The sequence below is a fragment of the Kitasatospora sp. NBC_00315 genome, assembly GCF_041435095.1.
Lineage (GTDB): Bacteria > Actinomycetota > Actinomycetes > Streptomycetales > Streptomycetaceae > Kitasatospora.
The window spans coordinates 7,063,978-7,089,873 of sequence record NZ_CP108025.1 but is presented as its reverse complement, the minus strand read 5'-3'; the positions used below and the strand labels follow the sequence as shown (position 1 = coordinate 7,089,873).

Sequence of the window (25,896 nt, the reverse complement as noted above, 5' to 3'; positions counted from 1 at the left end):
GTGTCCGCTTTCAGGTTCGCAGTGACGCGAGGGTCACGATGGTGATGTCCGAGGGCGCGCCGACCCGGACGGGCGGGCCCCACGCGCCGGCGCCCCGGGTGACGTAGAGCTGGGTGTCGCCGTAGCGCTCCAGGCCCGCGACGGTGGGGTTGGCCAGCTCGGCGAGGTAGTTGCCGGGCCAGAGCTGGCCGCCGTGGGTGTGGCCGGACAGCTGGAGGTCCACGCCCTGACGGACGGCGTCGTGGATGGTCACCGGCTGGTGCGAGAGCAGCACGGAGGCGCGGCTGCGATCGCGGTCGCCGAGCGCCCGGGCGAAGTCCGGCCCGTCGCCCTCGGCCGTGCCGGCCAGGTCGTTGACACCCGCGAGGTCGAAGCCGGGCAGTTCGACCCGGGCGTTCTGCAGCGGGTGCACCCCGAGCGAGCGGACGAACTCCACCCAGGGGGCGGCGCCGGAGAAGTACTCGTGGTTGCCGGTGACGAAGTAGGCGCCGTCCCGGGCCCGGAGCCGCGCCAGCGGCTCGGCGGCGCTGCCGAGTTCGGGCACGGTGCCGTCGACGAGGTCGCCGACGATCGCGATCAGGTCCGGCTGGGCGCCGTTGATGGTGTCGACGATGCGCTGGGTGTGCGAGCGCCCCAGGATCGGTCCGAGATGAATGTCGCTGACCACGGCGATCCGGTAGCCGTGCGCCCGGGCCGGCAGCTTAGCCAGCGGCACGGTGACCTGCTTGAGGTGCGGGCCGCGCAGCACACCGTACGTACCGTTGCCGACGACGGCGACGGCGGCGCCGGCCGCGCCGATCGCGACCGCCCGGGCGACGAACAGCCGCCTGCCGGGCGAGGGCGCGCCGGGCGCCGGGCTGCCGCCAGTGGCGCCCTCGCGCTCGGTCCCCTCGGCCGGGACGGCCCCGTCCGGGGCCGTCCCGCCCTGCGTCACCTCGCCCTGCGTCACCTCGTCCGGGGTCGTCCCGCCCGCCGACCTGGCTTCACCGTCGGGGGCCGCGGGCACCGGGCGGCGCTTCGGCAGGCGGTTGAGCAGCGGGCGGATCGCCTCGCCGACCAGCAGCGCCATCAGCAGGTAGAGCAGCACGGCCAGCCAGAGGTAGCCCGGCCACGCCAGCCAGCGCTCGGCGGCCAGCGGCAGCGCCCGGCCGCCGACCAGCGCGCCGAGGGCGAGCAGCGGCAGCACGAAGGCCAGTACCGTGCCGGTCCGCCGCCAGGGGCCTCCCGGGGCGCTGACGTCGCGCACCAGACGCCGCCAGAGGTACCGGTGCGCCAGCCCGAACACGGCCAGGACGACGAGCACGGCGAGCACCACGACCACGATCACGCCGCCACCCGCCCCGGAGCCGTTCCGTCGATCTTCATGCCCACAGTATGCGGGCCGCGCCGAGCGGGCCCGAACCTGCCCCCGGACGTCTCCGGGGCCACCTGCAGCTCCTGACGCTGCGTCATATTTGAGCTTTCGCGGACAATTTCGTACCCCCTCTGACCTGGGCTTTTGCGTTCGCTGAGCGGACGTTGCGCTGTGCACTGTTCCGATAGCCGGAAGGAGAAGTTAGGTTGCACCGCAATGCGCGGATCCGTCCCCCACCCTCCGGCACCACAGGCCGAAGGGGCTGCCCGCGCGGGAAAGGCACAGGCATTCACGCATGAGTGCGGACACCGGCACCCCGACCACCTCGCCGCCGACGGCGGCACCCGACGACGGCCGTCTCAAGGCCGGACTGAAGAACCGGCACCTGTCGATGATCGCGATCGGCGGCGTGATCGGCGCCGGCCTGTTCGTCGGCTCCGGCGCCGGTATCGCCTCCACCGGCCCCGGCATCCTGCTCTCGTACGCGCTGGCCGGGATCCTGGTCGTGATGGTGATGCGGATGCTCGGCGAGATGGCGGCCGCGGATCCGCAGAGCGGCTCGTTCTCGGCCTACGCGGACCGGGCGCTCGGCCGCTGGGCCGGGTTCAGCATCGGCTGGCTGTACTGGTTCTTCTGGGTCGTGGTGCTGGCCGTCGAGGCCACCGCCGGCGCCAAGATCCTCAACACCTGGGTGCCCGGCGTGCCGCAGTGGGCCTTCGCCCTGCTGGTGATGGCCGTGCTCACGGCGACCAACCTGTTCTCGGTCGCCTCGTACGGGGAGTTCGAGTTCTGGTTCGCCGGCATCAAGGTGGTGGCGATCATCGCCTTCATCGTGATCGGGGCGCTGGCGGTGTTCGGCGTCCTGCCCGGCACCCACGCGGTCGGTACGACCAACCTGACGGGCAACGGCGGTTTCCTGCCGCACGGCGTCGGAGCCGTCTTCACGGGGATGCTGACGGTGGTCTTCGCCTTCATGGGCAGCGAGATCGTCACGCTGGCGGCCGGGGAGTCCGCCGACCCGGAGAAGGCCGTCAGCCGGGCCACCAACAGCGTGATCTGGCGTATCGGGATCTTCTACCTCGGATCGATCGCCATCGTGGTGACCCTGCTGCCGTGGAACGACGCCTCGGTGAAGGGCAGCCCCTACGTCGCGGTGCTGGAGCACGTCGGCATCCCCGGCGCCGCCCGCGTGATGGACGTGATCGTGCTGACCGCCGTCCTGTCCTGCCTCAACTCGGGCCTGTACACGGCCTCCCGGATGGCCTTCTCGCTCGGGCAGCGCGGCGACGCGCCGCGGGCCTTCGCCAGGGTGAGTGCGCGCGGGGTACCCCGGGTGGCGATCCTCTCCTCGGTGGTCTTCGGCTTTCTGGCGGTGTTCTTCAACTACACCTCGCCGAACACCGTCTTCAAGTTCCTGATCAACTCCTCGGGCGCGGTGGCGCTCTTCGTCTGGCTGGTGATCTGCTTCTCGCAACTGCGGATGCGCAAGATCATCGAACGCGAGACCCCCGAGCGGCTCACCGTGCGGATGTGGCTCTACCCCTATCTGACCTGGGCGACCATCGGCCTGATCGGCTTCGTCGTGGCCTACATGTTCACCGACCACGACGGCCGGACCCAGATGTACCTGTCGCTGGCCGCGGCGGTCGTCGTGCTGGCGGCCGCGGCCGTGGTGGACCGCCGGCGCAAGGCGGCCGCGGCAGCCGGCTGAGCTGCGGGCGCACACCCGCACCCCGGACCGAGCCGCCGAAGCGGCGTCAGGCGGCCCGCCGCACCGGCTTGTCACATCGCCCCGGCACCGCCCACTCGGCGCCGGGGCGATGTGACGCGTCGGGCGGCTTCACCTACCCTTCCCGGTATGCGAGATCTTGCGGCGGGGACGCGGTACCTGATCAGGGGCCAGAAGTGGGCGGCCCGGCACGGCCGTTGGTGGGGCTTCGGGATGATTCCCGCGCTGATCACCCTGGTCGGGTACCTCGTGGCCCTGGTGGTGCTGAGCACCGGCGCCGACGACCTGGCCGGCTGGGCCACGCCGTTCGCCGACGGCTGGGGCTCCCCCTGGCAGGGCCTGCTGCGCGGCGCGCTCGCCGTCCTCGTCTTCGGCGGCGGGCTGCTGGTCGCCCTGGTCACCTTCACCGCGGTGACCCTGCTGGTCGGCCAGCCGTTCTACGAGTCGCTCTGCGCGAAGGTCGACGAGGCCGAGGGCGGCGCGCCGCCGGCGCCCGAGACGCCGCTCTGGCGCGAACTGTGGGTCTCCGCCCGCGACAGCCTGTACGTCCTGATCCGGGTCCTCGGCTTCGGCGTGCTGCTGTTCGCCTGCGGGTTCATCCCGGTGGTCGGCCAGACGCTGGTGCCGGTGGCGGGGTTCTGCGTGTCCGGCTTCTTCCTCGCCGTGGAACTGACGGCCGTCGCGCTGCAGCGGCGTGGCGTACCGCAGCGCGAGCGGATCCGGCTGCTCCGTGCCCGGCTGCCGCTCGCCCTCGGCTTCGGCGTGCCGCTGATCCTGCTCTTCCTCGTCCCGATGCTGACCGTGTTCGCGATGCCGGGCGCCGTGGCGGGCGCGACGCTGCTGGCCCGCGACCTGGTTCCGGTCGAGGAGGCCGGGGAAGCGGCGGAGGCTGCGGAATCGGGGTCGGAGCAGAGCGGCACCCCGGCCGTGGACGGCCCCGACGACGGCGGCGCCGCCGGGGACGGTCGGCCCTCGGCGGGCCGCTGCACCGGCGACCGGCGCCACGGCGGTCAGCCGGCCGCGCCGTAGCCGGGCGGCCCCGGCCGGGGCGCGTTCCCGGCCTCCGGCCCCCGACCGGGCGAGCATGGCGCGGCGCGGCGGCCTCACGGGCCGTCCGGCCCCGTCCAGGCGTAGGGGAAGGCTTGGTCACGGCCACAGGCGCGGGCACGGCCGGAGCCGGAGCCGTAGCCGCCCGTGGGTGAGCGGTCACTCCAGGGTGACGACGGCCTCCCCGCGCTGTGAGCCCGCCCACAGTCCGGCCGGCGACTACTGCCGCCGATAGTCGAACCTGCCAGGGAGCCGCCCGCCTCGGCCGGCGACCGCCGGGGCCGATCGCCCCGGCCCCTCGCCCGGAACCCGCCGAGGACGCGCCACCGCCGGTTTCCCGGCCTCGGAGCGCACCCCGCGCGGCCTGCTCGGTGCGGCGGGCCCACGGCGGCGCGGACCCGCCGGGCAGGAGCCGTCGGCGCCCCGCCCACGGCCGTCTCCACTACCGCCCGTAGTAGGCGAGCTCGTTGCCCCCCGCTCGCCCCTCTGCCAAGAATGTGCAAGCCGCCGGGCAGCACGGAGCGTCACACCGCCGTGCGGCCCGCCCGCCCCGTCCCGACAGCCGGGGTGTCACCGCCGCTGCGCACGGCACGAAGGCCCGCTCCCCGAGCACGCCCCGTGCCGCCGTGCGCCCTCGGCGCGGCCCCGGCCCGACGGAAGAGGATGTCCGCTCCATGCAGCTCACCCATGCCCGCCGCAACTCGCTGATCACCGGTATCACCACGGTCGTGGTGGCGAGCGCGGCGACCCTGGCGCTCGCGCTGCCCGGCGACAACGGCGTGGCCGAGGCGGCCGCCCCCGCGGGCTCGGCCTCCGTCGACGGCCGCCCGGTGACCGCTCCCGAGGGTGACGTGCTCGCGCAGGCCGACGCGGACCGCGCCACCGCCGACATCGAGGCCCGGCTCAAGGCCGACGCCGACACCGCCGCGCAGGCCCGGGCAAACGCGCAGGCCGAGGCCGACGCCCAGGCACAGGCCGACGCGAGTGCCAAGTCGGCGGCCGACGCGCAGGCCGAGGCGACCGCGCAGGCCAAGGCCGACGCCGAGGCGCGGGCGACCGCACAGGCACAGGCACAGGCACAGGCACAGGCGAAGGCCAGGGCCGACGCCAAGGCCAAGGCGGACGCGGCCGCGGCGGCCTCCCGCTCGCAGCAGCGCTCCGCCCTGAACAGCACCGGCGCGTTCACCGGCACCCCCCAGCAGATCGCCGCGCAGATCGTGCCGGCGGGTCAACTCCAGTGCTTCGAGAACATCGTCCAGCGCGAGAGCAACTGGATCGTCACCGCCACCAACCCGAGCTCCGGTGCGTACGGCCTGGTCCAGGCCCTGCCCGGGTCGAAGATGGCGTCGGCGGGCGCGGACTGGCGGACCAATCCGGCCACCCAGATCAAGTGGGGCCTGAGCTACATGAACGCCACCTACGGCAGCCCGTGCGGCGCGTGGGGCTTCTGGCAGATCCACCACGCGTACTGATCCGCCCGCGTCCTCGCCCCGGACGAACTCACTCACCCGGGGTACGCACCCACGCACCCATCCTCGCGCCGCCCACCGCCGCTCCGCCCACCGCCGCTCCGCCCACTCGCGCGTCGCGCCGCCCGCGCACACCTCGTCGCCCGTACCGGCGCACGCGCTCCCGCGACTCTCCGTACGGTGGTCCACTCCGGCGGATGGTCGGCGCCGAGCGCGTGCGCCCGGCGCGCCGTCCAGGTGGACGCGCCCGGCGCACGGCGTGAAGATATGGCGCACACTGCGCCTTTTGCCGCAGATTGGTCAGGTTCGGTCGGCCGCCCGCCGTTGCCTGCGGGCGAGGGCCGCTCCTACCCTCCACCGCATGCCCTCCCCCTTGATCAGCGTCGTGCTCCCCGCCCACGACCAGCAGAAACAGCTGTCGGACTGCCTGGATTCGCTCCTTTCCCAGTCCTTCCGCGACATCGAGGTCATCCTGGTCGTCGACCGCTCCCCGGAGGCCGCCGACGGACCGGCCGACGCCTACGCCGCCCGGGACCCGCGCGTCGACGTGCTGCGGCTGAACGCCGCCGTGGGCATCGGCCGGGCGCGCAACGCCGGAGCCGCCCGGGCCGGGGGCGAGTACCTGCTGTTCCTGGACAGTGACCACGTGCTGCCGCCCGAGGCGCTGCACGCGCTGGCCGACCGGCTGGCCGTGACCGGGCCGGTCGACGTGCTGCTGTTCGGCCACACCCGCCACCACGGCGGCCGCGAGTGGCCCGGCGGGGCGCAGGAGCTGCTGGATCCGGCGGGCCCGGAGGTGTCAGGCCCGGCCGCCCGCCCCGAGCTGTTCGGCGCGCCGCCGCACAGCTGGGACCGGTTGCTGCGCCGGGACCTGTGGACCACCCGGGGCCTGGCCTTTCCGGACGGCCACTACGAGGAGGTGCCGCTCGCCCACCACGCCATGCTGGCCGCCGCGCGGATCGCCGTCCTGCCCCGCGAGTGCGTACGGCTGCGCCGCCGGCACACGCTGCATCCCACCGGCTCACCCGGCAGCAGCCACTTCGACATCTTCGGGCAGTACGAGCGCAGCTTCGAGCTGCTGGACGCCCGGCCCGAACTGGACGCCGTCCGGCCGTTCCTGTTCACCCGGATGATCCGGCACTACCTGTTCGTCTTCGACCTGGCCGGGTGCGTGGCTCGCGCCGAGCGCCCCCAGTTCTTCCAGCGCGCCTCCGAACACCACCGCCGCTACCTGCCGCCCGGCCACCCGCGCCCGCCCGGCCGGGAGGGCCTGAAGTTCTCGCTGCTGGCGGCCGGCTCCTACCCGGCCTTCGAGGTGGCCAAGCTGTCCCACCTCGCCCGGGCCGCCGTCACCGGTGAGGCCCGCCGGCGCAGGCCGACGGGCTGACCCCCGGTCTTCGAGGCGGCCGGGCCGACCCCCGCCGCCGGAGGTCCTGCCGCCGGGCCGACCTCCCCCGGGCCGGACCTCCTGCCGCCGAACAGCCGGGCCGCACCCACCCCCGAGCGGCCCCGGCCGCGGGCTCAGGCGTGTGCGACGCCGCCGTCCGCCGCCATCGCCACGGCCACCCGTCCACGGATCCGCGTCCACTCCTCGGCCGGCAGCTTCGGCAGCAGGTCGTCCCAGAGCGGCAGGCAGGCCCCGCGCAGCTGCATCATGCCCTCGGGCCGGGCCAGCAGCCACAGGTGCAGGTGCGCCCCGCCGTCACCCCACCGGTTGACGTGCACCCGCGCGATGCCGCCGAGCGACAGTACGGCGCGCTCCACGCGCTGGAGCAGCACGCCGAGTTCGGCGGCCCGCTCGACCGGCAGGTCGGAGAGGTCGTGGTGCGCGCGCGGCTGGAGGAGCACCATCGCGGGCAGGGCGGCCGGCTCCCGGGGGGCGTCCAGGCGCCAGTGCCGGTCGGTCCAGAGGAAGTCGGAGTCGGGGCGCGCGCACTGGTCGCAGTCCTGTTCGCCCGCCTCGCCCTGGCGGGGCGGCTCGGGCAGCTCGGGTGCCTCCAGCGGCCTGACCTCCAGCGCACCCTCGTACGGGAAGATCGACCAGGACGGCAGGCCGTCCTTCGGGACGGGCAGGGGCTGCCCGATCGGCAGGCCCTCGACGAACGGGCTGGGTCGGTGGTCCGGTCCGGGAAGGGCGCGGTCGGGGGTCATGGCCGAAAAGCCTGCCACATGACGCACCGTCGGCCACGCCCGGGGTGGCCCCGCGCGCGACCCGGCTCCGGCTGGGATCATCGGCGGCACGACCACCGCGCCTGCCCCGGAGCCGCCCAGTGACCCCGTCCACCGACGCCGCGAGCCCGCTGGCCCGCGCACTCACCGAGGCCCTGCGCGGCGAGGTCCGCTTCGGCCCCGCCGAACGCGTGGTCTACAGCCACGACGCGTCCAACTACCGTCAGCTGCCGCTCGGCGTGGTCAAACCCGCCGACACCGAGGACGTCCGGGCCGCGCTCGCGCTCTGCCGCGAGTACGGTGTGCCGGTGGTCGCCCGGGGCGCGGGGACCAGTGTCGGCGGCCAGGCGATCAGCCCCGGCGCGGTGGTCCTCGACTTCCGGCGGCACCTCAACCGCGTGCTGGCGGTGGACCCGGAGCGCCGCCTCGCCCGGGTCGAGCCGGGCGCCGTACTGGACGACCTGCAGGCGGCCGCCCGCCCGTACGGGCTGCGCTTCGGCCCCGACCCGTCCACCCACAGCCGCTGCACCCTCGGGGGCATGATCGGCAACGACTCCTGCGGCGCGCACTCGGTGGCCTGGGGCCGGACCTCCGACAACGTCGAATCCCTCGACCTGATGCTCGCCGACGGCACCGAGCTGACCGTCGGCGGCCCGCTCACCCCCGCCGACCGCGCGCGACTGCGCACGCTGCCCGGCCGTGCGGGCGAACTCCACCGCGATCTGCTGGATTTCACCGAGCAGAACCTCTCCGTGCTGCGCCGGGGGATGCCCGACCTGCCGCGCCGCACCTCCGGCTACCCCCTGGACGCCCTGCTGCCCGAGCGCGGCCACGATCTCGCCCGCGCGCTCACCGGCACCGAGGGGACCTGCGCCCTGCTGCTCGGCGCCACCGTCCGGCTGGTCGAGGAGCCGCCGGTCCGGGTCCTGGTGGTGGCCGGCTACCCGGACGAGACGGCCGCCGCCGACGCCGTGCCCGCGCTGCTGCCGCTGCGGCCGCTGACCGTCGAGGGGATGGCGGTCGACCTGATCGCCGCGCTGCTCGCCGCCGGGCCCAGGCCGGCCGCGCTGGACCGGTTGCCGGCCGGCGGCTGCTGGCTGTTCCTGGAGGCCGGCGGCGCCACCGCGGCCGAGGCGCTGGACGCCGCGCACACCCTGGCCGACGCGGTCCGCCGCGAGCGCGCGGCGACCGTCACGGTGGTCACCGACCCGGGCGAGCAGCGCCAGCTCTGGGGCGTCCGGGAGGCGGGCGCGGGGATCGTCACCCGGCTCCCCGACGGCAGCGAGGCGTGGCCCGGGTGGGAGGACTCCGCCGTACCGCCCGAGCGGCTCGGCGACTACCTGCGCGACCTGCGGGCCCTGCTGCTCCGGCGCGGGCTGCGTGGAGTGCCGTACGGCCACTTCGGCGAGGGCTGTGTGCACCTGCGGATCGACTTCCCGCTGACGCGGCCCCGGCGGACCGGGGAGTTCCGCGGCTTTCTGGAGGAGGCCGCGGACCTGGTGGTCTCGTACGGCGGCTCACTCTCGGGCGAGCACGGCGACGGCCAGGCCAGGGCCGAGCTGCTGCCCAGGATGTACCCGCCGGAGATCATCGAGCTGTTCGGCCGCTTCAAGCGGATCTGGGATCCGGCCGGCCTGCTCAACCCCGGCAACCTGGTGGACCCGCGCCCGTTGGACGCCGACCTGCGCTTCGCCGGTCCGGTGCGGGAGCTGCCGCTGGCCCTGCCGTACCCGGACGACGACGGCAGCCTGCTGAAGGCCGTGCACCGCTGCGTCGGTGTGGCGAAGTGCGTCGACACCGGCACCGGGGTGATGTGCCCCAGCTACATGGCGACCGGCGAGGAGCGGCACTCCACCCGGGGCCGGGCCCGGCTGCTGGCCGAGATGCTGCGCGGCGAGACCGTGTCGGACGGCTGGCGCTCGGAGGAGGTCCGGGAGGCACTCGATCTCTGCCTCGGCTGCAAGGGCTGCGCGAGCGACTGCCCGGTCCACGTCGACATGGCGACCTATCGCTCCGAGTTCCTCCACCAGCACTACCGCCACCGGCTTCGCCCCGTCTCCCATCTCTCCCTGGGATGGCTGCCGTTGTGGCTGCGCGGCGTCGCGCTCGCGCCCGGCCTGGCCAACCGGGTCGCCCGCTCGCCCGCCGCGCCCCTGCTGAAGCGGCTCGCGGGTGTGGACGGCCGGCGGCCGATCCCGGAGTTCCCGCCGGAGACCTTCACCCGCTGGTTCCACCGCCGCGCCGCCCGGCCGCAGCGGCCCGGCGCACAGCGCGTGCTGCTCTGGCCGGACACCTTCTCCGACCGCCTCCAGCCCGAGGTGCTCCGGGCCGCGGTGGAGGTGCTGGAACACCTCGGCTTCGTCGTCGTGCTCCCCGACGGGCCGGTCTGCTGCGGCCTGACCCTGGTCTCCACCGGCCAACTGGACGCCGCCCGGCGGGTGATGCGGCGCAGCCTGCGCGCGCTGGCGCCGGACCTGCCGGTGGTGGGGCTGGAACCGAGCTGCACCACCGCCCTGCGGGAGGAGCTGCCGAAGCTGCTGGGCGAGGCCGGTCGGCCGGTGGCCGGGCGGACCAGGACCTTCGCGGAGTTCCTGGACGAGTCCGCGGCCGGCCTGGAGCTGCCCCGGGTCGGCGGGAGCGCGATCACCCAGACGCACTGCCATCAGCACGCCGTGCTGGGCACCGGGGCGGACCGGCGGATCGACGCGCGGATCGGGCTGGCGAACCGGGTACTGGACTCGGGCTGCTGCGGGCTCGCGGGGAACTTCGGCTTCGAGCGCGGGCACTGGGACGTCTCGGTCGCGGTGGCCGAACGGGTGCTGCTCCCGGAGGTCCGGGCCGCCGGGCCGGAGACGGCGGTGCTCGCGGACGGGTTCAGCTGCCGGACGCAGATCAGCCGGCTGGCCGACGGCCGGCGGGCACTGCACCTGGCGGAGCTGCTCCAGCGGGCCCTGCGGGAGCAGTATCCGAGGTGATCGTGCGGTGCAGCCACCGTCACGCTATTTTCACGATGGTCCAACTCCAATCATTAAACGACAATCCATCCAACATTCTGACCCACCATCAGCTCACCTCCTACGCTGTGCACGTCCGGACGGCGATCACCGCCCGCCGCGGCCGCCCTTACCGAGTGCTGAGCCCTGGAGGCTTCTGTTGAGGACCCGTCGATCCCTGCGTCCATCCTGGACGGCCCTGTTGGCCACAGGTCTGACCGTAGGAGCGCTGCTGGGCCCGGGCGGTCTCGCGCTCGCCGACACGCCCCCGCCCACCGTCGCCGCGACCGTCCCCGTCGGCCCCTACCCCGCCGGGGTCGCCCTGCTGCCCGACGGCAGCAAGGTCCTGGTCACCAGCCAGAGCAGCGGCGCGGTGACGCTGATCGACACGGCGAGCGACACCGTCGCCGCCACCGTCGACACCGGCTCCGGCTCGTACGCGGTGGCCGTCACACCGGACGGCGGGCACGCGTACGTGACGCACGCCACCGAGAACACCGTCAGCGTCGTCGACATCGCCGCCCGCACGGTCACCGCGACCGTGCCCGTCGGCGCGGCCCCGTTCGACGTGGTACTGGCCCCCGACGGCGCGCACGCCTACGTCAGCAACGCGGACGCCAACACGGTCAGCGTCATCGACACCGCGACCGCCACGGTGACCGCCACCGTGCCGGTCGGGGCCGAACCGCACGGGCTGGTCGCCTCCCCCGACGGCCACCGCGTCTACGTCGCCGCCCCCGGCGACAAGGTGGTCCAGGTGCTCGACACCGCCACCGCCACCGTCACGGGCAGCATCACCGTCCCCAGCGCCGCCTTCGACCTGGCCGTCACGCCCGACGGCGCCCGCCTCTACACCGCCAACTGGGGCGAGCACACCGTGGGCGTGATCGACACCGCGGCGGGCACCGCCACGGGCACCGTCACGGTCGGCGCCAACCCGCTCGCCGTCACCGTCGCGCCGGACGGCCGGACGGCGTTCGCGAGCAACTACGACGACAACACGGTCAGCGTCATCGACACCGCCGCCGACACCGTCAGCTCGACCCTGCCGGTCGGCGCGAACCCCTACGGCCTCGCCGTCACCGCCGACGGCAAGCACGGCTACCTGGCCGACTTCGGCGCCGCCACCGTGAACGTGCTGTCCATCCCCCGGCCCGTGCCGACCGTCACCGCCGTCAGCCCCGCCACCGGCCCGGTCACCGGCGGCACCGCCGTCACCGTGACCGGCACCAACCTGGCCGGCGCCACCGCCGTCACCTTCGGCGCGGCCGGCAACGCGAGCGCCTTCTCCTGCACGGCCACCGGCTGCACGGCGACCGCGCCGGCCGGGGCCGCCGGCACCGTCGACGTCCGGGTCACCACCCCGCTCGGCGTGAGCGCCGTCGTCCCGGGCGACCACTACACCTACACCGAGCAGGCCGACCTCGCCGTCGCCCTCACCGCCAAGCCGGTCACCGGGCTCGGCGGGCGGGTCGACTTCACCCTGACCGTCACCAACCGGGGCCCCTCGGCCCTGACCTCGGGCACCGTCACGGTGCCGCTGACGTCGCCGACCACCGCGACCTCCACCGACTGCACGGTGGCCGGCGGCAAGGTGACCTGCACCCTGGCGGCGCTGGCGAGCGGAGCGAGCGTGACCCGGCACTTCTCCGTCCCGGTCGGCCTGCTGACCTCCCGGACGTTCACCGTCACGGCCACCCGTACGGCGAGCGCTCCGGCCGACCCGGTCGCCACCGACGACAGCGCCTCCCGGACCTGCAGGGCCAACACCTCGCTCAGCATCACCTGCAGCTGATGCCGCCCCGGCCGGTCCGGCTCGCACCGGACCGGCCGGGTACCGGACCGGCCGCGCGCGCACCGGACCGGCCGGGCGCAGGGCCCGACCGGCGTCGGAGCCGCGAACGCTCCGCACCCGCCCCGCCCGTACGCGTCACGCGCTCACGCGCGGCGTACGGGCGGGGCGGGTGCGGCCAGGGCGGGTGCGGAGCGCCCCGCCCCGGGCGGGGGCGGGTCTACCTGGCGCAGATCGCCGTCACGAACTCGGCGAGCCGGGCCTGCGGCAGCCCCCTGGCGATGTCCGCCTCGCTGATCATCCCGACCAGCTTGTGGTCCGGGTGGTTGATCACCGGCAGCCGGCGGACCCGGTACTGCTCCATCACCCTGAGCACCTGGTCGGTGTCCTCGTCGTCCTCGATCACCATCGGGCGACCCTCGGCCATCTCCCCGGCGGTCACCTCCCCGGGATCGCGGCCCTCGGCCACGCACTTGAGCACGATGTCGCGGTCGGTGAGGATGCCCAGCAGCTTCTGGTCCTTCCCGCAGATCGGCAGTGCCCCGACGTCTCTCTCCCGCATGATCCGGGCGGCGTCGGCAAGGGTGTCGTGCTCGTCGACGCACTCCGTCCCGGTGTGCATGATGTCGCCGGCTCTGGTCATGGTCGGGCCTCCTGACGTGCTCGCCCCTCCCCGGTCACTCCATCGTGGTCCGGCCCCCGCCGGAGCGCCACCGGGCCTCACGGCTCCCGCGCGGCGCCCGGCTCCTGCCCCTTGGCCGGCCCGGGCGTCCGACCGTTGGCCTGGACGTTGGCCTGGACGTCGGCCGAGGGCCGCTCGGCGTCGGGGGCCTCCACCGACGAGTGCGCCAACAGATCCTCCAACGGCGGGAGTTCGAGCTGCTCCACGCCCTTCAGCAGGTGTGCGGCGTCCAGCCCGTCGACCGTCGTCGTCGGCGTCTGCTCCGTTCCGGCGCCGGCGCCGGCCGCCTGCGCCGCCACCCGGCCGTTGGCCTCGGTGGCACTGTCGAGAAACCGCAGCAGTTCCACCGGGAACGGCAGGACCAGTGTCGAGTTCTTCTCCGCCGCCACCTCCACGACCGTCTGGAGCAGACGCAGTTGGAGCGCGGCAGGCGTCGCGCTCATGACCGCCGCCGCCTCCGAGAGCCGGGCCGAGGCCTGGAACTCGCCGTCCGCCGTGATGATCCGCGCCCGGCGCTCCCGCTCCGCCTCCGCCTGCCGGGACATCGAGCGCTTCATCGACTCGGGCAGCGCCACGTCCTTGATCTCCACCCGGTCGATCTCCACGCCCCACCCCATCGCCGGCGTGTCAAGCATCAGTTCGAGCCCCTGGTTCAGCGGCTCCCGGTTGGCCAGCAGGTCGTCCAGCTCGCTCTTGCCGATGATCGACCGCAGGGAGGTCTGCGCCACCTGGGAGATCGCGAAGCCGTAGTCCTGCACGTTCACCGTCGCCCGGACCGGATCCATCACCCGGAAGTACACCACCGCGTCCACCCGGACGGTCACGTTGTCCCGGGTGATGCCCTCCTGGGCCGGGATCGGCATCGTCACGATCTGCACGTTCACCTTCCGCAGCCGGTCGGCGACCGGCAGCAGCATCACCACACCCGGCTGGCGCACCTGCTCGCGCACCCGGCCGAACCTGAAGACCACACCCCGCTGGAACTGCTGGACCACCCGGAAGCTCAGCCCCGCCCACAGGCCGAGAACCAACACCAGCACCAGCACCGCATCGACCACCCACATCGTCGATCACCTCGGTACCACGTACGCCGCCCTGCCCCGGGCCCCGCCGGCCCGGGCCGACGATCGTCGGAACAGCCGCTTCCACGCTACGCCTCCGGCCGCCCGGACGGCGGTGCGCGGCCCACCGGGCCCGACCCCGAGGGGCCGTCCGGTAGGCGCGCGGTACGGCCGGCCCGCCTGGATAGGATCGGGGCATGCCGGACCAGCCGCCCGCCGACCGTGACCTCCGGCCCGGGCACACCGGGCACACCGGGCACACCGACGACCCCCAGCACCCCGACCACCCTGCCGCCACCGCCGCCGTCAGCACGGACCTGGCCGCACTGGACACCGCGGTGACCGGCTGCCGGGCCTGCCCGCGCCTGGTCGCCTGGCGCGAGGAGGCCGCCCGCACCAAACGGAGGTCGTACCGGGACTGGGACTACTGGGCCCGCCCCATCCCCGGCTTCGGCCCGCGCGACGCCGCCCTGGTCCTGGTCGGCCTGGCCCCCGCCGCGCACGGCGCCAACCGCACCGGGCGGATCTTCACCGGGGACCCGTCCGGCGACCTCCTCTACGCCGAGCTGCACCGCCTCGGGCTGGCCAACCGCCCGGAGTCCGTCCGCCACGGGGACGGCCTGGAGCTGTCCGGCGTGCGGATCACCGACCCCGTCCGCTGCGCACCGCCCGACAACCGGCCGACCACGGCCGAGCGCGACACCTGCCGACCGTGGATCGCCCGCGAGCTGGCCCTGCTGCGCCCGACCGTCCGCGCCGTGGTCGCGCTGGGCGGCTTCGCCTGGCAGGCCCTGCTGCCCGCGCTGTCCGCCGCGGGCTGGCAGTCGCCCCGCCCGAGGCCGGCCTTCGGACACGGCGCGCACGTCCAACTGCCGGCCGCCGACGGCGGCGCTCCGCTGGAGCTGTACGGCTGCTACCACGTCAGCCCGCGCAACACCCACACCGGCCGCCTCACCCCCGTCATGCTCCGGGACGTGCTGCGGACGGCCGCCCGCACGGCGGGCCTGGATCCGGCGCCGGAACCCCCCGGCCCCTGACCGGGCGGGCGCCCGCGCCCACCCTGGGTCACGGGCGCCGACAAACGGCTCACCCCTCACGGGCCGCTGCCTCCGGGCGGTCCGAAGCACCGGATCACGGGTGGTCCGAAGCACCGGATCACGGGTGGATCCGCTCCGCGGGCCGGGGCGGGCGACGCCGCCGGGGAGTCACGGCCGGAGCTGGATCGCCAACGAGAGGGTGTACCCGACCAGGGCGCCGAACAGCGCCACCGCGGTCGCGTGCCGGCCCGTGAACGGCAGCCCGGCGAGCGAGGGGTACGCCAGGACGGCGCAGCCGGCGGCCAGGTCGGCGGCGTAGAGCCCGACCGGCGGGACCACGTTGGTGGTGTGCGCGGCCCAGCCGGTGGCGACCAGGAAGCCGGTCAGCAGCACGAAGCCGGAGAGCAGGCCGCCGCCGATGGTGGACAGCACGGGGTGCGGGCCGTCCGCCTCCTCCCCCTCGGGGAGGGCGGGGCGCAGGCGGTGCGCCACGGTGAGTGCGGCGAGGGCCATCGTCGCCGCGGCGACGGCACCGATGAGCGGAGCGGGATTCATCTGCGACTCCTGGTCGGGGTGTGGAAGATGGCGGCGAGGGCCGCCGGCACGAGGACGGTGACGAGCAGGACGACGGACCACACCACCGGGTCCAGGGTGGGCGGCGGCGCCGCGATCGGCGGCGGCGCGGCAACCGCCGTCGTGGCGAGCGGCGTCGGCACGGGAGCGGCCGGCGGGGGCGGGGTAGGCGGACGGGGCGCCTCGACCGCCTTCACCGGCACCGCCTTCAGGGGAGCCGGCTTTGCCGCCGCCGGCTTCGGCGGGACGGGCGCCGCCGGGACGGGAGCCGGGGCGGCCTTGACCGGCGGCGGTGGAGGGGGCGGCGGTGGAGCGGGCGGGGCCGGGGGCGCCGGCGGGTCCGGCGGGTGCACCGGCGCGGGAGGCGAGGGCACCGGCGGTGGCGTCGGCTGGGGCGGTGGATCGGGCTGGGGCGGTGGGCAGGGCGGAGGGGGCGGAGGGGGCTCGCACGGTGGCCGGTGCACCTCGGGCGGGTGCGGCGGGTGCGGGGGGTGCTGCTCGGGCGGCTGTGGCGGGTGCGAGGTGTGCGACGGCCCGGGTGTCCGCGTGGGCGGTGACGGGTGCGACGGAGCGTGCGTGTGCAAGGGAGCGTGCGAAGGGTCGGTGGTGTTGTGCGCGGTGTCCGACGTGTGCGCCGGATCGGAGCGGTGCGCGGGCTGGGCCTGTTGTGGCGCGTGGCCGAGATCGGTCGGTCGGGACACCGGCGCGAGCGGCGCCCCGTAGGGGGACTGGGATGAGTGCGGGGCGTTGTCCATCGGCCGATTCTGTAGCCGCTCCGACGGCGGCCGACCCGTGATCACCCCGACGGCGCATCGCAAACCACCCCAGGGGTGAAGCCGGGGAGCCATCCTGACGAACAGACAGCCGAAACGACGGCACCCGTACGACCACCGGTGCCGCGGACCGGAGGCACCCTCGTGAGGGGCCCCGCCCGCATGGCATACTCCCGAACCATGACCTCCTCCCGCGCGATCAGGGCCCTGCGGGCCGCGGTGTTCACCGCGCTCGCCGTGTCGCTGTCCGCGTCGGGCCAGGTGGTCGTCACCGGACGCCCGCTCCCGCTCGGCCTGGTGGCCGAGGCCGCCGTGGTGGTCTTCCTCCTCGCGGCCGCACTGGCCGGATCCGAGCGGCGGCTCCCGCACATCTCGGCGGTGATGATCCCGGTCGAGCTACTGCTCAACACCGCGTTCAACCTCGGGCAGAGCACCTGCGCCCCGGTCCAGGACGCGGGTCACCTCCCGGTACGCGGCGTGAACCTGCTGGTGTGCGGGGGCGGTTCGGTGGACGGCTCGCTGTTCTCCGGCCAGTTCGGCCCCTCCGGGCCGCTGTCGCCCGCCGCAACCCGACTGCTCCTGCTGCTGGTGCACCTGGCGGTCGCCCTGCTCGCCGCCCTCTGGCTGCGCCTCGGCGACGCCGCGCTCACCGCACTGGCGAGCGCCCTGCGCGTCCTGCGGCGATCGCTCGCCGCGCCGCTGCGCCTGCTCCTGCCGCTCGCTCCGGTGCCCGGCCGCCCGGTGTTGCGGGTGCCCCCACCGGTACGGGACCTGCCGCGCCCGCACCGCACGGACGCGCTGCTCGGCCCGGCGCCCCGGCGCGGTCCGCCGGTTCTCGTGCCGGCCTGCTGACGATCCGTCGGCCCGCCCTCCGGACCCGCCCGCATCCTCGCGCCCGTTAGCGCGCACGTGTGCCCGCCCATCCCACGCACCCGCCCAGCGGGTCGGGCCGGCGCGCCCGCACCCGACCGCGCCGGCGCACCCCGTACAGGAGTGACCCATGAGCCAGCCCCAGCACCAGCACCACGCAACGCCGGTCGCCGTTCCGGCCGCCACGCCGGCCGCCCGTGAGCGCCTCCGGGAGGCACACCGCAGGGAGGCACTCGCCGCCCGGACCCGTCGTCGGATCCTCGTCGGCGTGAGCGTCCTGGCGGTCCTGGCCCTCGCCGGCGGCGCCGCCCTCGCCATCGGCCTCGCCGACGACGGCCGGACGCCCCTCGCAGCGACCGTGCCCGGTGGCGGCACCGGCCGGGCGGGCGGGACCGCCGCGCCGCTCGTCGTCCCCGCCAACAGCACCGGCCCGGACGGCACCGTGATCGTCTACGGCAAGGCCGACGCCCCGCACACGCTGCAGGTGTTCGAGGACTTCCGCTGCCCGATCTGCAAGTCCTTCGAGGCGGCTCACGGTCAGGCCGTACAGCAGCTGGCGGACGACGGCACGTACAGGATCGAGTACCACCTGGCGGCCTTTCTCGACGCCGGCCTCGGCGGCCGGGGCTCGCACACCGCCCTCGCCGCCGCCGGCGCGGCGCTCAACGAGGGCGTCGACAAGTTCAAGCAGTTCCACGATGTCCTCTACGCCAACCAGCCGGAGGAGCGGGAGGACGGCTTCGGGGACGTCAACCGGATCCTCGCGCTGGCCGGGCAGGTGCCGGGGCTGAGGACCGAGGCGTTCACCAAGGCCGTCACCGAGGGCACCTACGCACCGTGGGCGGCCGAGGTCGCCGCCGCCTTCGAGAGCAGCGGCGTCACCGGCACGCCCACCGTCAGGCTCGACGGCACCACGGTCAAGCTGTCGGACGCCGCCGGTCACGCCCTGACGACGGAGCAACTGACCGCCCGGCTCAGGCAGGCGGCCGGCGCGCAGTAGCCGGCGCGGTGGCAGCCACCCGCCGGACCCGGCCGTCGCACCCGACGGCCGGGGTCCGGCCCGCCGTCCACGGCCCGTCCCGGCCCGTCCCGCCTCCTCACCGAAGCTCGGCGAGGAGGCGGTCTCCCACACCCTCACCTCCGACGGGCAGACGCGGGAGGTGAGGGTCGTCCGGCAGGGCAGCGTCGTCGCCGTGTTCTCTCCCGGCCCGGTGCCCGGCGGCCCGACCCCGCTGCCCGGCGGCGCCGGGCCGAAGGCCCCGCAGGAGGTCCTGGACCGCCGGCTGAACAAGATCCGCACGACGGCCGGCCGAGGCCCGCGTCCTGACAGCCGCCTCCCGGGGCGTCGCCGAGGCGGACGAGCCACCCGGCCGGTCCGCCCCGCTGGTCGCTCGCCTTCGCCGATCGTCGCGTCCGCGCCGGGACGGAGCATGGACGGGACGTGGGCGGGCAGGCGGCGGGTCAGCGGCGATCGTGCCCGGGATCGGCCCGGTGCGGCGCATCGAGCGAAGGAGACCGCATGAGCGGCACCGAGATCTGGGAGTTCCGTTCGACGGCCGGCCACGTCTCCGGCAGCGACCTGGTGGGATTCCACGTGGAGGCCACCGACGGCCACATCGGAAAGATCGACACGTTGTCGGAGCAGGCCGGCTCCCAGTACCTGGTGGTGGACACCGGCCCGTGGATCTTCGGCAGGCACGTCCTGCTCCCCGCCGGCACCGTCCTGCGGGTCGACCGGGGCGACCGGAAGGTCCACGTCGACCGCACCAAGGACGAGATCAAGAGCGGCCCCGAGTTCGACCCGCACACGCACGACGCGGACACCGACTACCAGGACATCTACAACGCGTACTACGGCCCCTTCTACGGCGGCGCCATCTGAGGACCCACGTCCCGCCCTCTCCCGGCCGGTCCGCTCACGGGCGGGCCGCCCGGGACGGGGCGAGGGCCTCCGAGGGGAACAGCCGGGCGCTCACGGACGCGTGGTGCGCCTCCAGGGTGGCGGCCTGCGACCGGGCCCGGTCGGCGAGACGGTCCAGCTCCGCGGGGCCCAGCGGCCCGCCCGCACCGGCGAGCGGGCGCAGGGCACGCCACAGGGCGGCCTTGCCCTCGACGCCGGTACGCATGGCCTCCAGCTCCACCAGGTCGCTGAGCGGCGACCTGTGCAGCAGGCGCCCGTTCAGTTTGGCGCGCCCCAGGCGCTCGCCCGCGATACCCAGCCACTGCCGGTATCGGCGCACCGGGACACCGAGCCTGCGCATCATGCGCACCAGGTCGTCGCGATCCTCGGCGATGTCGGCGGCGAGGCGCTGCAGATCTCCCGGTGACTGCTCCTGGGCGATCCTGCGGGCCAGTTCGGTACCGCCGAAGGCGCCCATCAGGTGATCGTTGAGGTAGATCCCCAGCAGTTCGAACTGCTTCCCCTGTGTGTCGGCGTCCATGACGCGGGCCTCCTTCGCGAGTGGTCCCCCGGCTGTCCGGTACGGGCGCCGGCCCCGTGCGGGGCCGGCGCCCGTACCGCGGACGACGGGACACCGCGGCCTCGGCCGTGCGGCCCTCGGGGGGAGCGACGCTCCGCTCTCCCCCGGTTCGCCTGCCCCACCCGCCCGGCTCCTAACATCCGGGCCACCCGCCCGGCTCCTGACATCCGGGCCCCGGCCCGACCCGCGAGCGGCGCGTGCGCATCATCGGGCCGGCGCGGTCACAGGGGTGTGCCGCCGGTGGCGTTGACGATCTCGGCGGTGATGTAGCTCGCCTCCTGCGAAGCGAGGAACACGTAGGCCGGAGCCATCTCGGCCGGCTGCGCCGGGCGCCCCAGCGGAGACTGCCGGCCGAACGCGGCCACCTTGTCGGGGGCCATCGTCGCCGGGATCAGCGGCGTCCACACCGGCCCCGGGGCGACGGCGTTGACGCGGATGCCCTCCGGGGCGAGCTGCTGGGCCAGCCCCTGGGTGAAGGTGACGATCGCGCCCTTGGTGGCGGCGTAGTCCAGCAGGTGCGGGCTGGGCCTGTAGGCCTGGACGGACGCCGTGTTGATGACGGACGCCCCCGGGCGAAGGTGCGGGAGCGCCGCCCGGCAGAGCCAGAACATGGCGTACACGTTGGTCTTCATCACCCGGTCGAGCTGGTCGGTGCTGATCGCGGCGAGCCCGTCGGGCTGGGACATCTGGTAGGCGGCGTTGTTCACCAGGATGTCCAGGCCGCCCAGCGTGTCGACCGTACGGGTGACCAGGTCCGCGCAGAACTGCTCCTCACGCACGTCGCCCGCCACCGCGAGGGCGCGCCGACCGGCCTCCTCGACCAGCCGGGTCGTCTCGCGGGCGTCGTCCTCCTCGGCCGGCAGGTGGCAGAACGCGACGTCGGCGCCCTCCCGGGCGAACGCGAGCGCGACGGCCCGCCCGATGCCGGAGTCACCGCCGGTGATCAGCGCCTTTCTGCCGGTGAGGCGGCCGCTGCCGCGGTAGCTCTGCTCGCCGTGGTCCGGTTCGGGATCCATCCGCGCACCGGATCCGGGATGCGGCTGGCTCTGCGCGGCGAAGTCGGGGCGGGGGTACTGCCGCACCGGGTCCTGGGGGGTCACCTGGTCGGGGGGCACGTGTCTCCTTCGTCGAACCGTCGCGAGGGGCCGCCGACGCGATGACGGGGCGGTCGCCGCGGGGGGCGGATCAGTCGCGGGCGCCGGGGGCCTCGGGAGGGTCGCGCGGGGCGTCGGACCTCCACCCTCTCGTGGTCGTGCTTCAGCGGCACGATCGCGTCCATCGGGGAACTCCTTCGGTTCGAGCAGGGCCGGGATGCCCGGGACGGGAGAGGATTCGGGCAGCTAGTGCTCCCGTCAGGGCAACGCATACCCGCCTTTCGCGCGGTAGTCGCACTCGACGGGCCCTCGCTCACCCCGTCGGGGAGGCGGGAGCACCCGCGTCACCCGGAACCGGCACCTGACCTGGGCGTGACCACCGTGCGCGGGGCCCCTCCGGCGTGCCCGGCGAGGGGGGAGGCGTCATGATCCCGGCATGGCCGGCCCCTGTCGGGTGCACACTTGGCGTGGGGCCACCCCGGTGGGGGCAGAAGGATCGTGATCATCGTGACGGACACTCCCAGACGCTGGCTGATCACCTTCCCCGGCCCCCAGGGCTGCCACGCCCGGCAGGAGACCGCCCTCGTGCAGTGGCACGGGACCCTCGGACCGCGCGGCCAGCCCCTCTACGTCGGCGAGGGGGGCATCGAGGTCGAGATCACTCCGGACGGCATCGCCTACCTGGTCGCCGTCGGCCGCTACCCCGCGCCGGACATGCCCGTGCACGCCCAGCCGCTCGGCTGACCGGACCGGCCGGACAGGCGGTGGAGGGGCTCGAAACGCGACGCCGTCCCTCGATCGGACCGCCGATTGTCGGCTGCGGCGGCGGCTGCTGCTGCGGCGGCTGCTGCTGTGGCTGCTGCGGCGGACCACCGGTGTGCCCGGTCGGCGGCTGGTCGCACGACCGTACCGGGGGTCGGGTCCACTGCCGTCCGGCCCCGCACCCCACGGGGAGGTCGCGGGGCGTCCCGGCCAATCGTCAGGTCGCGGCCTGCGTCCAACCGGCGGTGGCGGCCCGGGTGTCGGCGTACTGCGCGATGACCCGCTCCAGTCCGACCACGCCCAGGATGCGGCTGACGCCGGTGGGGACGTCGGCGAGCACGGTCTCGGCCCGCAGGCCCTGGGTGTGGTTGTGCGCCGCCACCAGGACGCTGATCCCGGAGGAGTCGCAGAACGTGAGGCCCCCGAGATCGAGTACCAGTCGCCCGCCCGGCGCCAGCCGGAGGTCGGCCAGCGCCTCGCGGACGCGGGGCGCGCTGTGGAAGTCGAGGTCACCTCGGATCGCCATCACCGCCCCCTGTCCGGCGGTGGTCACGGTGAGGGTCAGCTCGCTCATCGGGGGCCCCGCCTGCTGATCGGGACGCTCAGCGCGACCAGCGCGGTGTCGTCGTCCACGCCGGCGCCGAAGCCTGCCAGCAGCTCGACGAGCGAGTCGAGGAGGGCGGACGCGGTGGTCGGGGCGAGCCGGGCGGCGTGGACGAGGAGGGCCTCGTCGCCGTAGCGGCCGTCGCTCTCGGTGTGGGCCTCGGTGAGGCCGTCGGTGTAGAGCAGCAGGGTGTCGCCGGGGGCCAGGTGCAGGGTCGTGGTGGCGATGTGGGCGTCGGGGATGACGCCGATGAGCTGCCCACCCGGGGTCGGCCGGTAGGTGGCCGTGCCGTCGGCGTGCAGGAGCAGGGCCGGGGGGTGGCCGCCGCTGGCGAGCGTCAGCGTGAAGCCCGCGCCCTGCCCGGCCGGGTCGGGGGTGAGCAGGCCGTGCACGACGGTGCAGAACCGGGTGTCCAGGCCGGTGTAGGTGTTCTGCATGACGGCGTCGAGGTGGGCCAGGACTGCGCCGGGGTCGCTGTCGGCGAGCGCGGCGGCACGCAGGGTGTAGCGGGCCAGGGAGGTGACGGCGGCGGCCGCCGCTCCCTTGCCGCAGACGTCGCCGAGGAAGAACGCCCACTGCCCGCCCCCGAGCGGGAACAGGTCGTAGAAGTCGCCGCCGACCTCGTCGGTGGAGGCCACGTGGTAGCGGGCCGCGACCTCCAGGCCGGGGACGGCGGGCAGGGCCGGCGGCAGCAGGGTGCGCTGCAGGGTCGTCGCCAGGACGCGCAGGCGGTCGCGTTCCACCTCCAGCAGCCGGGACGCGGCCTGCGCCTGGTCGCGGGCCCGCTCCGCCTCCTGACGCTGGAGCTCCGCCTCCCGGCGCGCCTGTTCGGCGTCCTGGCGAAGGGCGTCGGCCTCCTCGCGGGCCCGCAGAAGCTCCATCTCGTAGGCCCGGCGGTCGCGGGCGTCGAAGAGGGTGGTGCGGATCAGCAGCGGCTGCCCGTCGGAACCCCGCTTGACGGTGGAGGTGACCAGGACCGGCAGCCGGCCGCCGTCGGCGGTCTTCAGGTCCAGGGCGACGCCGCCGACCTCGCCCTGCATCGCGAGCAGCGGCGCGAAGTGCGTCTCGTGGTAGAGCTTTCCGCCGACCGTGAGCAGGTCGGCGAAGCGGCGCCGTCCGACCAGGTCCTCGCGGGAGTGGCCGAGCCATTTCAGCAGGGTGGTGTTGACCTTGGCGAGGGTGCCGTCCATGAGGGTGGAGAGATAGCCGCACGGGGCGTTGTCGTAGAGGTCCTCGGCACTGTCCTCGAGCAGGGCGGTGAACGCCGCGGCGCCGTGCCCCTCCGCGCCGGATCCGCCCTCGCGGGATTCGCCGACGCGCGACATCACCTGGAGCCGCCGGCGAACGCGCGGATCGCGGCGGCGGTGGCCTCGGGCGCACTCAGCTGGGGGCAGTGGCCGGTGGCGGCCAGCGTCTCGCGGCGGCTCCCGGGGATCTGCGCGTGGACGTAGGCGCCGACCTCGGGTGGGGCGATGGCGTCCTGCGCGCAGTCCAGCACGAGGGTGGGCACCGTCACGTGCGGCAGGTCGGCGCGGTTGTCGGAGAGGAAGGTGGCCCGGGCGAAGACCCGGGCGATCTTCGGGTCCATCCGGCAGAAGCTGTTGGTGAGTTCCCGGCCGAGCTCGGGGCGCTCCTCGTTGCCCATGATGACCGGGGCCATCGTCGCCGACCACCCCAGGTAGTTGCTCTCCAGCGACTCCAGCAGCTCCTCGATGTCGTCGTGGCTGAAGCCACCGCGGTAGCCGTCCTCGTCGATGAACCGCGGGGAGGGGTTGAGCAGCACCAGCTTCGCGAAGCGCGCCGGGTCCCGTACCGCGGCCAGCACCCCCACGGAGGCGCTGACGGAGTGCCCGACGAACACCACGTCCCGCAGGTCCAGCTCCGCCAGGATCTCCAGCACGTCGTCGGCGTAGCCGTCCAGCGAGGAGTACCGCTGCTCGCTCCACCCCGAGGCGTCCGACCCGCCCGCGCCGATGTGGTCGAACAGCACCACCCGGAACTGCTCCGCGAGCGCGGGCAGCACCAGGCGCCACATGTTCTGATCGCACCCGAAGCCGTGGGCCAGCACCAAGGACGGCCCCTCGTCCCGACCCACGACCGTCACATGGTGCCTGCTGCGCGTGTCCATCCGCCCAGTGTCCCGCTCACCTGGCCAGCTGTCGAACATCGGGCCGGGATCCCCGGTCGGCCGGACGGCCGGACCCACCCCGGAAGCGTGGAGTGTACGAGCTGCTGCTTCCGCTGCTGGACCGGTCGGCCTCCTGACTCCCCCGCGTCGCTCCCCCGTACCGAGGAGGGCACACCTCATGAGCATCATCGACACCACTCCCGAACTGGCCTCCGTCCTCTCCGGCGCCGACCACATCGACGTGAGGACGGCCGAATCCGGAGTGAACACCGGGCGGTGAACACCTCGCCGCGCGCACGGGCCGTGAACACCGGACCGTGAACACCTCCGCCCGCCATCCGGGCGGGCGCCGGCCCCCGCCGGGGAGGAGGGGTGCCGTCCCTCCCGTCACGGACCGCACGCCTCGCCCGGCCCGCACGCCTCGCCCGGTCCGGACGCCGCCGGTGCGGGGCCATCTGCGAGGTCAGGCGCCGGTCAGCGCCGCCGGCGCGGCGGCCGTCTCCCTCAAGGAGGCCGACAGCGCGCGGGCCTCGTGCTCGGTCGTCCGGGGCGTGTCGTACGGCACGGCGTTGACCCAACGCTGGGCCAGCCGGGCGATCCGCTCGCCGTACCGCTGCGCGGTGATCAGGTCACCGCGCGATCCGGCGTGCTCCGGCCCCTGGTCGGCGTGGCTCTGGCTCATCAGGCCCAGCCACGAGCCCAGCCGGTTCACGTCGTCACGGGCGCCACCGCTCCAGTTGTTGCCCGGCATGTCGCCCACGCCGATCCACTGCATGCCCATCTGCGCGGCGAAGACCGCCAGCTGCTCCAGGACCGCCAGCTTGTCTCCGCTCTGCGAGGCGGACATGGTGAAACCTCCGGCCAGCTTGTCCTTCCACGCCTGCGTCGTGAACGGCGTGAACGCCGCCTCCATGAACGCCTTGAACACCGCCGACACGCTGCCCATCAGCGTCGGGCAGCCGAGGACGATCGCGTCGGAGCGGTCGAGCAGCGCCAGCACCCGCGCATCGTGCCACCGGCCGGCGGTGACGTCCTCGGGCCTGATCTCGACGAGGTGCACCCGGGCGCCCGGCACCAGCCGCGCCCCGGCGGCGAGGTGTTCGGCCAGCACCCGGGTGTGCCCGTGCACCGAGTGGTGGACCACCGTCACCGTGACCACCGGCGCGTCGTGCTCACGGTCGACCTCATTGACTGTCATCTGCTTCTCACTGCTCCCGTTCGTGCGGAAATCCCTGTCGCCCCATCACAGCCCGCGCACGGCAGACCATCAACGCCGAAC

23 protein-coding genes are annotated in these 25,896 nt (G+C 74.7%); 11 read left to right on the top strand and 12 right to left on the bottom strand.

The window, feature by feature from the left end:
- Positions 1 to 10: 10 nt before the first annotated feature.
- On the bottom strand, positions 11 to 1,327 hold the full coding sequence (locus OG823_RS29815; RefSeq protein ID WP_371483200.1) for a metallophosphoesterase: 1,317 nt from the start codon (positions 1,325 to 1,327) through the stop codon (positions 11 to 13).
- A 322-nt stretch (positions 1,328 to 1,649) separates the two neighbouring features.
- Between OG823_RS29815 and OG823_RS29810 the strand changes: the two genes are divergently transcribed.
- The 4 genes from OG823_RS29810 to OG823_RS29795 all read left to right on the top strand — a co-directional run bounded on the left by OG823_RS29810 (position 1,650) and on the right by OG823_RS29795 (position 6,986).
- Positions 1,650 to 3,065, top strand: a complete 1,416-nt coding sequence (locus OG823_RS29810) for an amino acid permease (RefSeq protein ID WP_371483199.1) — start codon at positions 1,650 to 1,652, stop codon at positions 3,063 to 3,065.
- A 147-nt stretch (positions 3,066 to 3,212) separates the two neighbouring features.
- Entirely contained in the window at positions 3,213 to 4,112 is a 900-nt protein-coding gene (locus tag OG823_RS29805) for an EI24 domain-containing protein (RefSeq protein WP_371483198.1), read from the top strand.
- A 692-nt stretch (positions 4,113 to 4,804) separates the two neighbouring features.
- Positions 4,805 to 5,602: a lytic transglycosylase domain-containing protein gene (locus tag OG823_RS29800; RefSeq protein ID WP_371483197.1), complete on the top strand. Its 798-nt coding sequence runs from the start codon at positions 4,805 to 4,807 to the stop codon at positions 5,600 to 5,602.
- A 358-nt stretch (positions 5,603 to 5,960) separates the two neighbouring features.
- On the top strand, positions 5,961 to 6,986 hold the full coding sequence (locus OG823_RS29795) for a glycosyltransferase family 2 protein (protein ID WP_371483196.1): 1,026 nt from the start codon (positions 5,961 to 5,963) through the stop codon (positions 6,984 to 6,986).
- A gap of 134 nt (positions 6,987 to 7,120) precedes the next feature.
- On the opposite strand, the gene OG823_RS29790 is transcribed toward OG823_RS29795, so the two are convergent.
- Positions 7,121 to 7,750 carry an HIT family protein gene (locus OG823_RS29790; protein WP_371483195.1) on the bottom strand — a complete coding sequence of 210 codons (630 nt, stop codon included), beginning with the start codon at positions 7,748 to 7,750 and terminating at the stop codon, positions 7,121 to 7,123.
- Between the two features lie 119 nt (positions 7,751 to 7,869).
- Between OG823_RS29790 and OG823_RS29785 the strand changes: the two genes are divergently transcribed.
- Together OG823_RS29785 and OG823_RS29780 are read left to right on the top strand one after the other, a co-directional pair.
- Positions 7,870 to 10,743, top strand: coding sequence for an FAD-binding and (Fe-S)-binding domain-containing protein (locus OG823_RS29785; protein ID WP_371483194.1), 2,874 nt, complete (start codon positions 7,870 to 7,872; stop codon positions 10,741 to 10,743).
- A gap of 220 nt (positions 10,744 to 10,963) precedes the next feature.
- A complete protein-coding gene (locus OG823_RS29780) occupies positions 10,964 to 12,556 on the top strand; it encodes a beta-propeller fold lactonase family protein (protein ID WP_371483193.1) in 1,593 nt (530 codons plus the stop codon).
- A gap of 217 nt (positions 12,557 to 12,773) precedes the next feature.
- Here OG823_RS29780 and OG823_RS29775 read toward each other — a convergent pair whose 3' ends face one another.
- Together OG823_RS29775 and OG823_RS29770 are read right to left on the bottom strand one after the other, a co-directional pair.
- Complete coding sequence (locus tag OG823_RS29775; protein ID WP_371483192.1) at positions 12,774 to 13,196, bottom strand: CBS domain-containing protein; 423 nt, start codon at positions 13,194 to 13,196, stop codon at positions 12,774 to 12,776.
- Positions 13,197 to 13,273: 77 nt separating this feature from the next.
- Complete coding sequence (locus tag OG823_RS29770) at positions 13,274 to 14,299, bottom strand: slipin family protein (RefSeq protein ID WP_371483191.1); 1,026 nt, start codon at positions 14,297 to 14,299, stop codon at positions 13,274 to 13,276.
- A 194-nt stretch (positions 14,300 to 14,493) separates the two neighbouring features.
- On the opposite strand from OG823_RS29770, the gene OG823_RS29765 reads away from it, so the two are divergent.
- A complete protein-coding gene (locus OG823_RS29765) occupies positions 14,494 to 15,333 on the top strand; it encodes a uracil-DNA glycosylase (RefSeq protein ID WP_371483190.1) in 840 nt (279 codons plus the stop codon).
- A gap of 168 nt (positions 15,334 to 15,501) precedes the next feature.
- On the opposite strand, the gene OG823_RS29760 is transcribed toward OG823_RS29765, so the two are convergent.
- Both OG823_RS29760 and OG823_RS29755 read right to left on the bottom strand, forming a co-directional pair.
- Positions 15,502 to 15,888: a hypothetical protein gene (locus OG823_RS29760; RefSeq protein ID WP_371483189.1), complete on the bottom strand. Its 387-nt coding sequence runs from the start codon at positions 15,886 to 15,888 to the stop codon at positions 15,502 to 15,504.
- Positions 15,885 to 16,103 (bottom strand): hypothetical protein, encoded by a 219-nt coding sequence (locus tag OG823_RS29755; RefSeq protein ID WP_371483188.1) that lies wholly within the window; start codon positions 16,101 to 16,103, stop codon positions 15,885 to 15,887. The genes OG823_RS29760 and OG823_RS29755 overlap by 4 nt, the downstream gene beginning before the upstream one ends.
- A gap of 756 nt (positions 16,104 to 16,859) precedes the next feature.
- Between OG823_RS29755 and OG823_RS29750 the strand changes: the two genes are divergently transcribed.
- From OG823_RS29750 to OG823_RS29740, 3 genes are all read left to right on the top strand, one after another.
- Positions 16,860 to 17,531, top strand: coding sequence for a hypothetical protein (locus tag OG823_RS29750; RefSeq protein ID WP_371483187.1), 672 nt, complete (start codon positions 16,860 to 16,862; stop codon positions 17,529 to 17,531).
- Between the two features lie 148 nt (positions 17,532 to 17,679).
- Positions 17,680 to 18,549, top strand: a complete 870-nt coding sequence (locus OG823_RS29745) for a DsbA family protein (RefSeq protein ID WP_371483186.1) — start codon at positions 17,680 to 17,682, stop codon at positions 18,547 to 18,549.
- Between the two features lie 519 nt (positions 18,550 to 19,068).
- The gene (locus OG823_RS29740; RefSeq protein ID WP_371483185.1) at positions 19,069 to 19,431 is read left to right on the top strand and encodes a PRC-barrel domain-containing protein; all 363 of its coding nucleotides are present in this window, start codon (positions 19,069 to 19,071) and stop codon (positions 19,429 to 19,431) included.
- A 34-nt stretch (positions 19,432 to 19,465) separates the two neighbouring features.
- Here OG823_RS29740 and OG823_RS29735 read toward each other — a convergent pair whose 3' ends face one another.
- Complete coding sequence (locus tag OG823_RS29735) at positions 19,466 to 19,990, bottom strand: hypothetical protein (RefSeq protein ID WP_371483184.1); 525 nt, start codon at positions 19,988 to 19,990, stop codon at positions 19,466 to 19,468.
- A gap of 260 nt (positions 19,991 to 20,250) precedes the next feature.
- A complete protein-coding gene (locus OG823_RS29730; RefSeq protein ID WP_371483183.1) occupies positions 20,251 to 21,144 on the bottom strand; it encodes an SDR family oxidoreductase in 894 nt (297 codons plus the stop codon).
- 486 nt (positions 21,145 to 21,630) lie between these two features.
- On the opposite strand from OG823_RS29730, the gene OG823_RS29725 reads away from it, so the two are divergent.
- On the top strand, positions 21,631 to 21,867 hold the full coding sequence (locus OG823_RS29725) for a DUF6296 family protein (protein ID WP_371483182.1): 237 nt from the start codon (positions 21,631 to 21,633) through the stop codon (positions 21,865 to 21,867).
- A 235-nt stretch (positions 21,868 to 22,102) separates the two neighbouring features.
- Here the strand turns inward: OG823_RS29725 and OG823_RS29720 are convergent, their stop codons facing one another.
- From OG823_RS29720 to OG823_RS29705, 4 genes are all read right to left on the bottom strand, one after another.
- Positions 22,103 to 22,459, bottom strand: a complete 357-nt coding sequence (locus OG823_RS29720; RefSeq protein ID WP_371483181.1) for an STAS domain-containing protein — start codon at positions 22,457 to 22,459, stop codon at positions 22,103 to 22,105.
- On the bottom strand, positions 22,456 to 23,814 hold the full coding sequence (locus OG823_RS29715; RefSeq protein WP_371483180.1) for a PP2C family protein-serine/threonine phosphatase: 1,359 nt from the start codon (positions 23,812 to 23,814) through the stop codon (positions 22,456 to 22,458). The genes OG823_RS29720 and OG823_RS29715 overlap by 4 nt, the downstream gene beginning before the upstream one ends.
- Positions 23,814 to 24,617, bottom strand: a complete 804-nt coding sequence (locus tag OG823_RS29710) for an alpha/beta fold hydrolase (RefSeq protein ID WP_371483179.1) — start codon at positions 24,615 to 24,617, stop codon at positions 23,814 to 23,816. The genes OG823_RS29715 and OG823_RS29710 overlap by 1 nt, the downstream gene beginning before the upstream one ends.
- A 463-nt stretch (positions 24,618 to 25,080) precedes the next feature.
- Complete coding sequence (locus tag OG823_RS29705; RefSeq protein ID WP_371483178.1) at positions 25,081 to 25,815, bottom strand: flavodoxin family protein; 735 nt, start codon at positions 25,813 to 25,815, stop codon at positions 25,081 to 25,083.
- Positions 25,816 to 25,896: the final 81 nt, after the last annotated feature.

Bases quoted from the DNA above. Each gene is read 5' to 3' on its own strand.
- OG823_RS29790 (WP_371483195.1), bottom strand. From the start codon at position 7,750: ATGACCCCCGACCGCGCCCTTCCCGGACCGGACCACCGACCCAGCCCG.
- OG823_RS29775 (WP_371483192.1), bottom strand. From the start codon at position 13,196: ATGACCAGAGCCGGCGACATCATGCACACCGGGACGGAGTGCGTCGAC.
- OG823_RS29735 (WP_371483184.1), bottom strand. From the start codon at position 19,990: ATGGACGCCGACACACAGGGGAAGCAGTTCGAACTGCTGGGGATCTAC.
- OG823_RS29705 (WP_371483178.1), bottom strand. From the start codon at position 25,815: ATGACAGTCAATGAGGTCGACCGTGAGCACGACGCGCCGGTGGTCACG.
- OG823_RS29710 (WP_371483179.1), bottom strand. From the start codon at position 24,617: ATGGACACGCGCAGCAGGCACCATGTGACGGTCGTGGGTCGGGACGAG.
- OG823_RS29765 (WP_371483190.1), top strand. From the start codon at position 14,494: ATGCCGGACCAGCCGCCCGCCGACCGTGACCTCCGGCCCGGGCACACC.
- OG823_RS29810 (WP_371483199.1), top strand. From the start codon at position 1,650: ATGAGTGCGGACACCGGCACCCCGACCACCTCGCCGCCGACGGCGGCA.
- OG823_RS29740 (WP_371483185.1), top strand. From the start codon at position 19,069: ATGAGCGGCACCGAGATCTGGGAGTTCCGTTCGACGGCCGGCCACGTC.
- OG823_RS29795 (WP_371483196.1), top strand. From the start codon at position 5,961: ATGCCCTCCCCCTTGATCAGCGTCGTGCTCCCCGCCCACGACCAGCAG.
- OG823_RS29805 (WP_371483198.1), top strand. From the start codon at position 3,213: ATGCGAGATCTTGCGGCGGGGACGCGGTACCTGATCAGGGGCCAGAAG.
- OG823_RS29800 (WP_371483197.1), top strand. From the start codon at position 4,805: ATGCAGCTCACCCATGCCCGCCGCAACTCGCTGATCACCGGTATCACC.
- OG823_RS29720 (WP_371483181.1), bottom strand. From the start codon at position 22,459: ATGAGCGAGCTGACCCTCACCGTGACCACCGCCGGACAGGGGGCGGTG.
- OG823_RS29750 (WP_371483187.1), top strand. From the start codon at position 16,860: ATGACCTCCTCCCGCGCGATCAGGGCCCTGCGGGCCGCGGTGTTCACC.
- OG823_RS29770 (WP_371483191.1), bottom strand. From the start codon at position 14,299: ATGTGGGTGGTCGATGCGGTGCTGGTGCTGGTGTTGGTTCTCGGCCTG.
- OG823_RS29760 (WP_371483189.1), bottom strand. From the start codon at position 15,888: ATGAATCCCGCTCCGCTCATCGGTGCCGTCGCCGCGGCGACGATGGCC.
- OG823_RS29715 (WP_371483180.1), bottom strand. From the start codon at position 23,814: ATGTCGCGCGTCGGCGAATCCCGCGAGGGCGGATCCGGCGCGGAGGGG.
- OG823_RS29745 (WP_371483186.1), top strand. From the start codon at position 17,680: ATGAGCCAGCCCCAGCACCAGCACCACGCAACGCCGGTCGCCGTTCCG.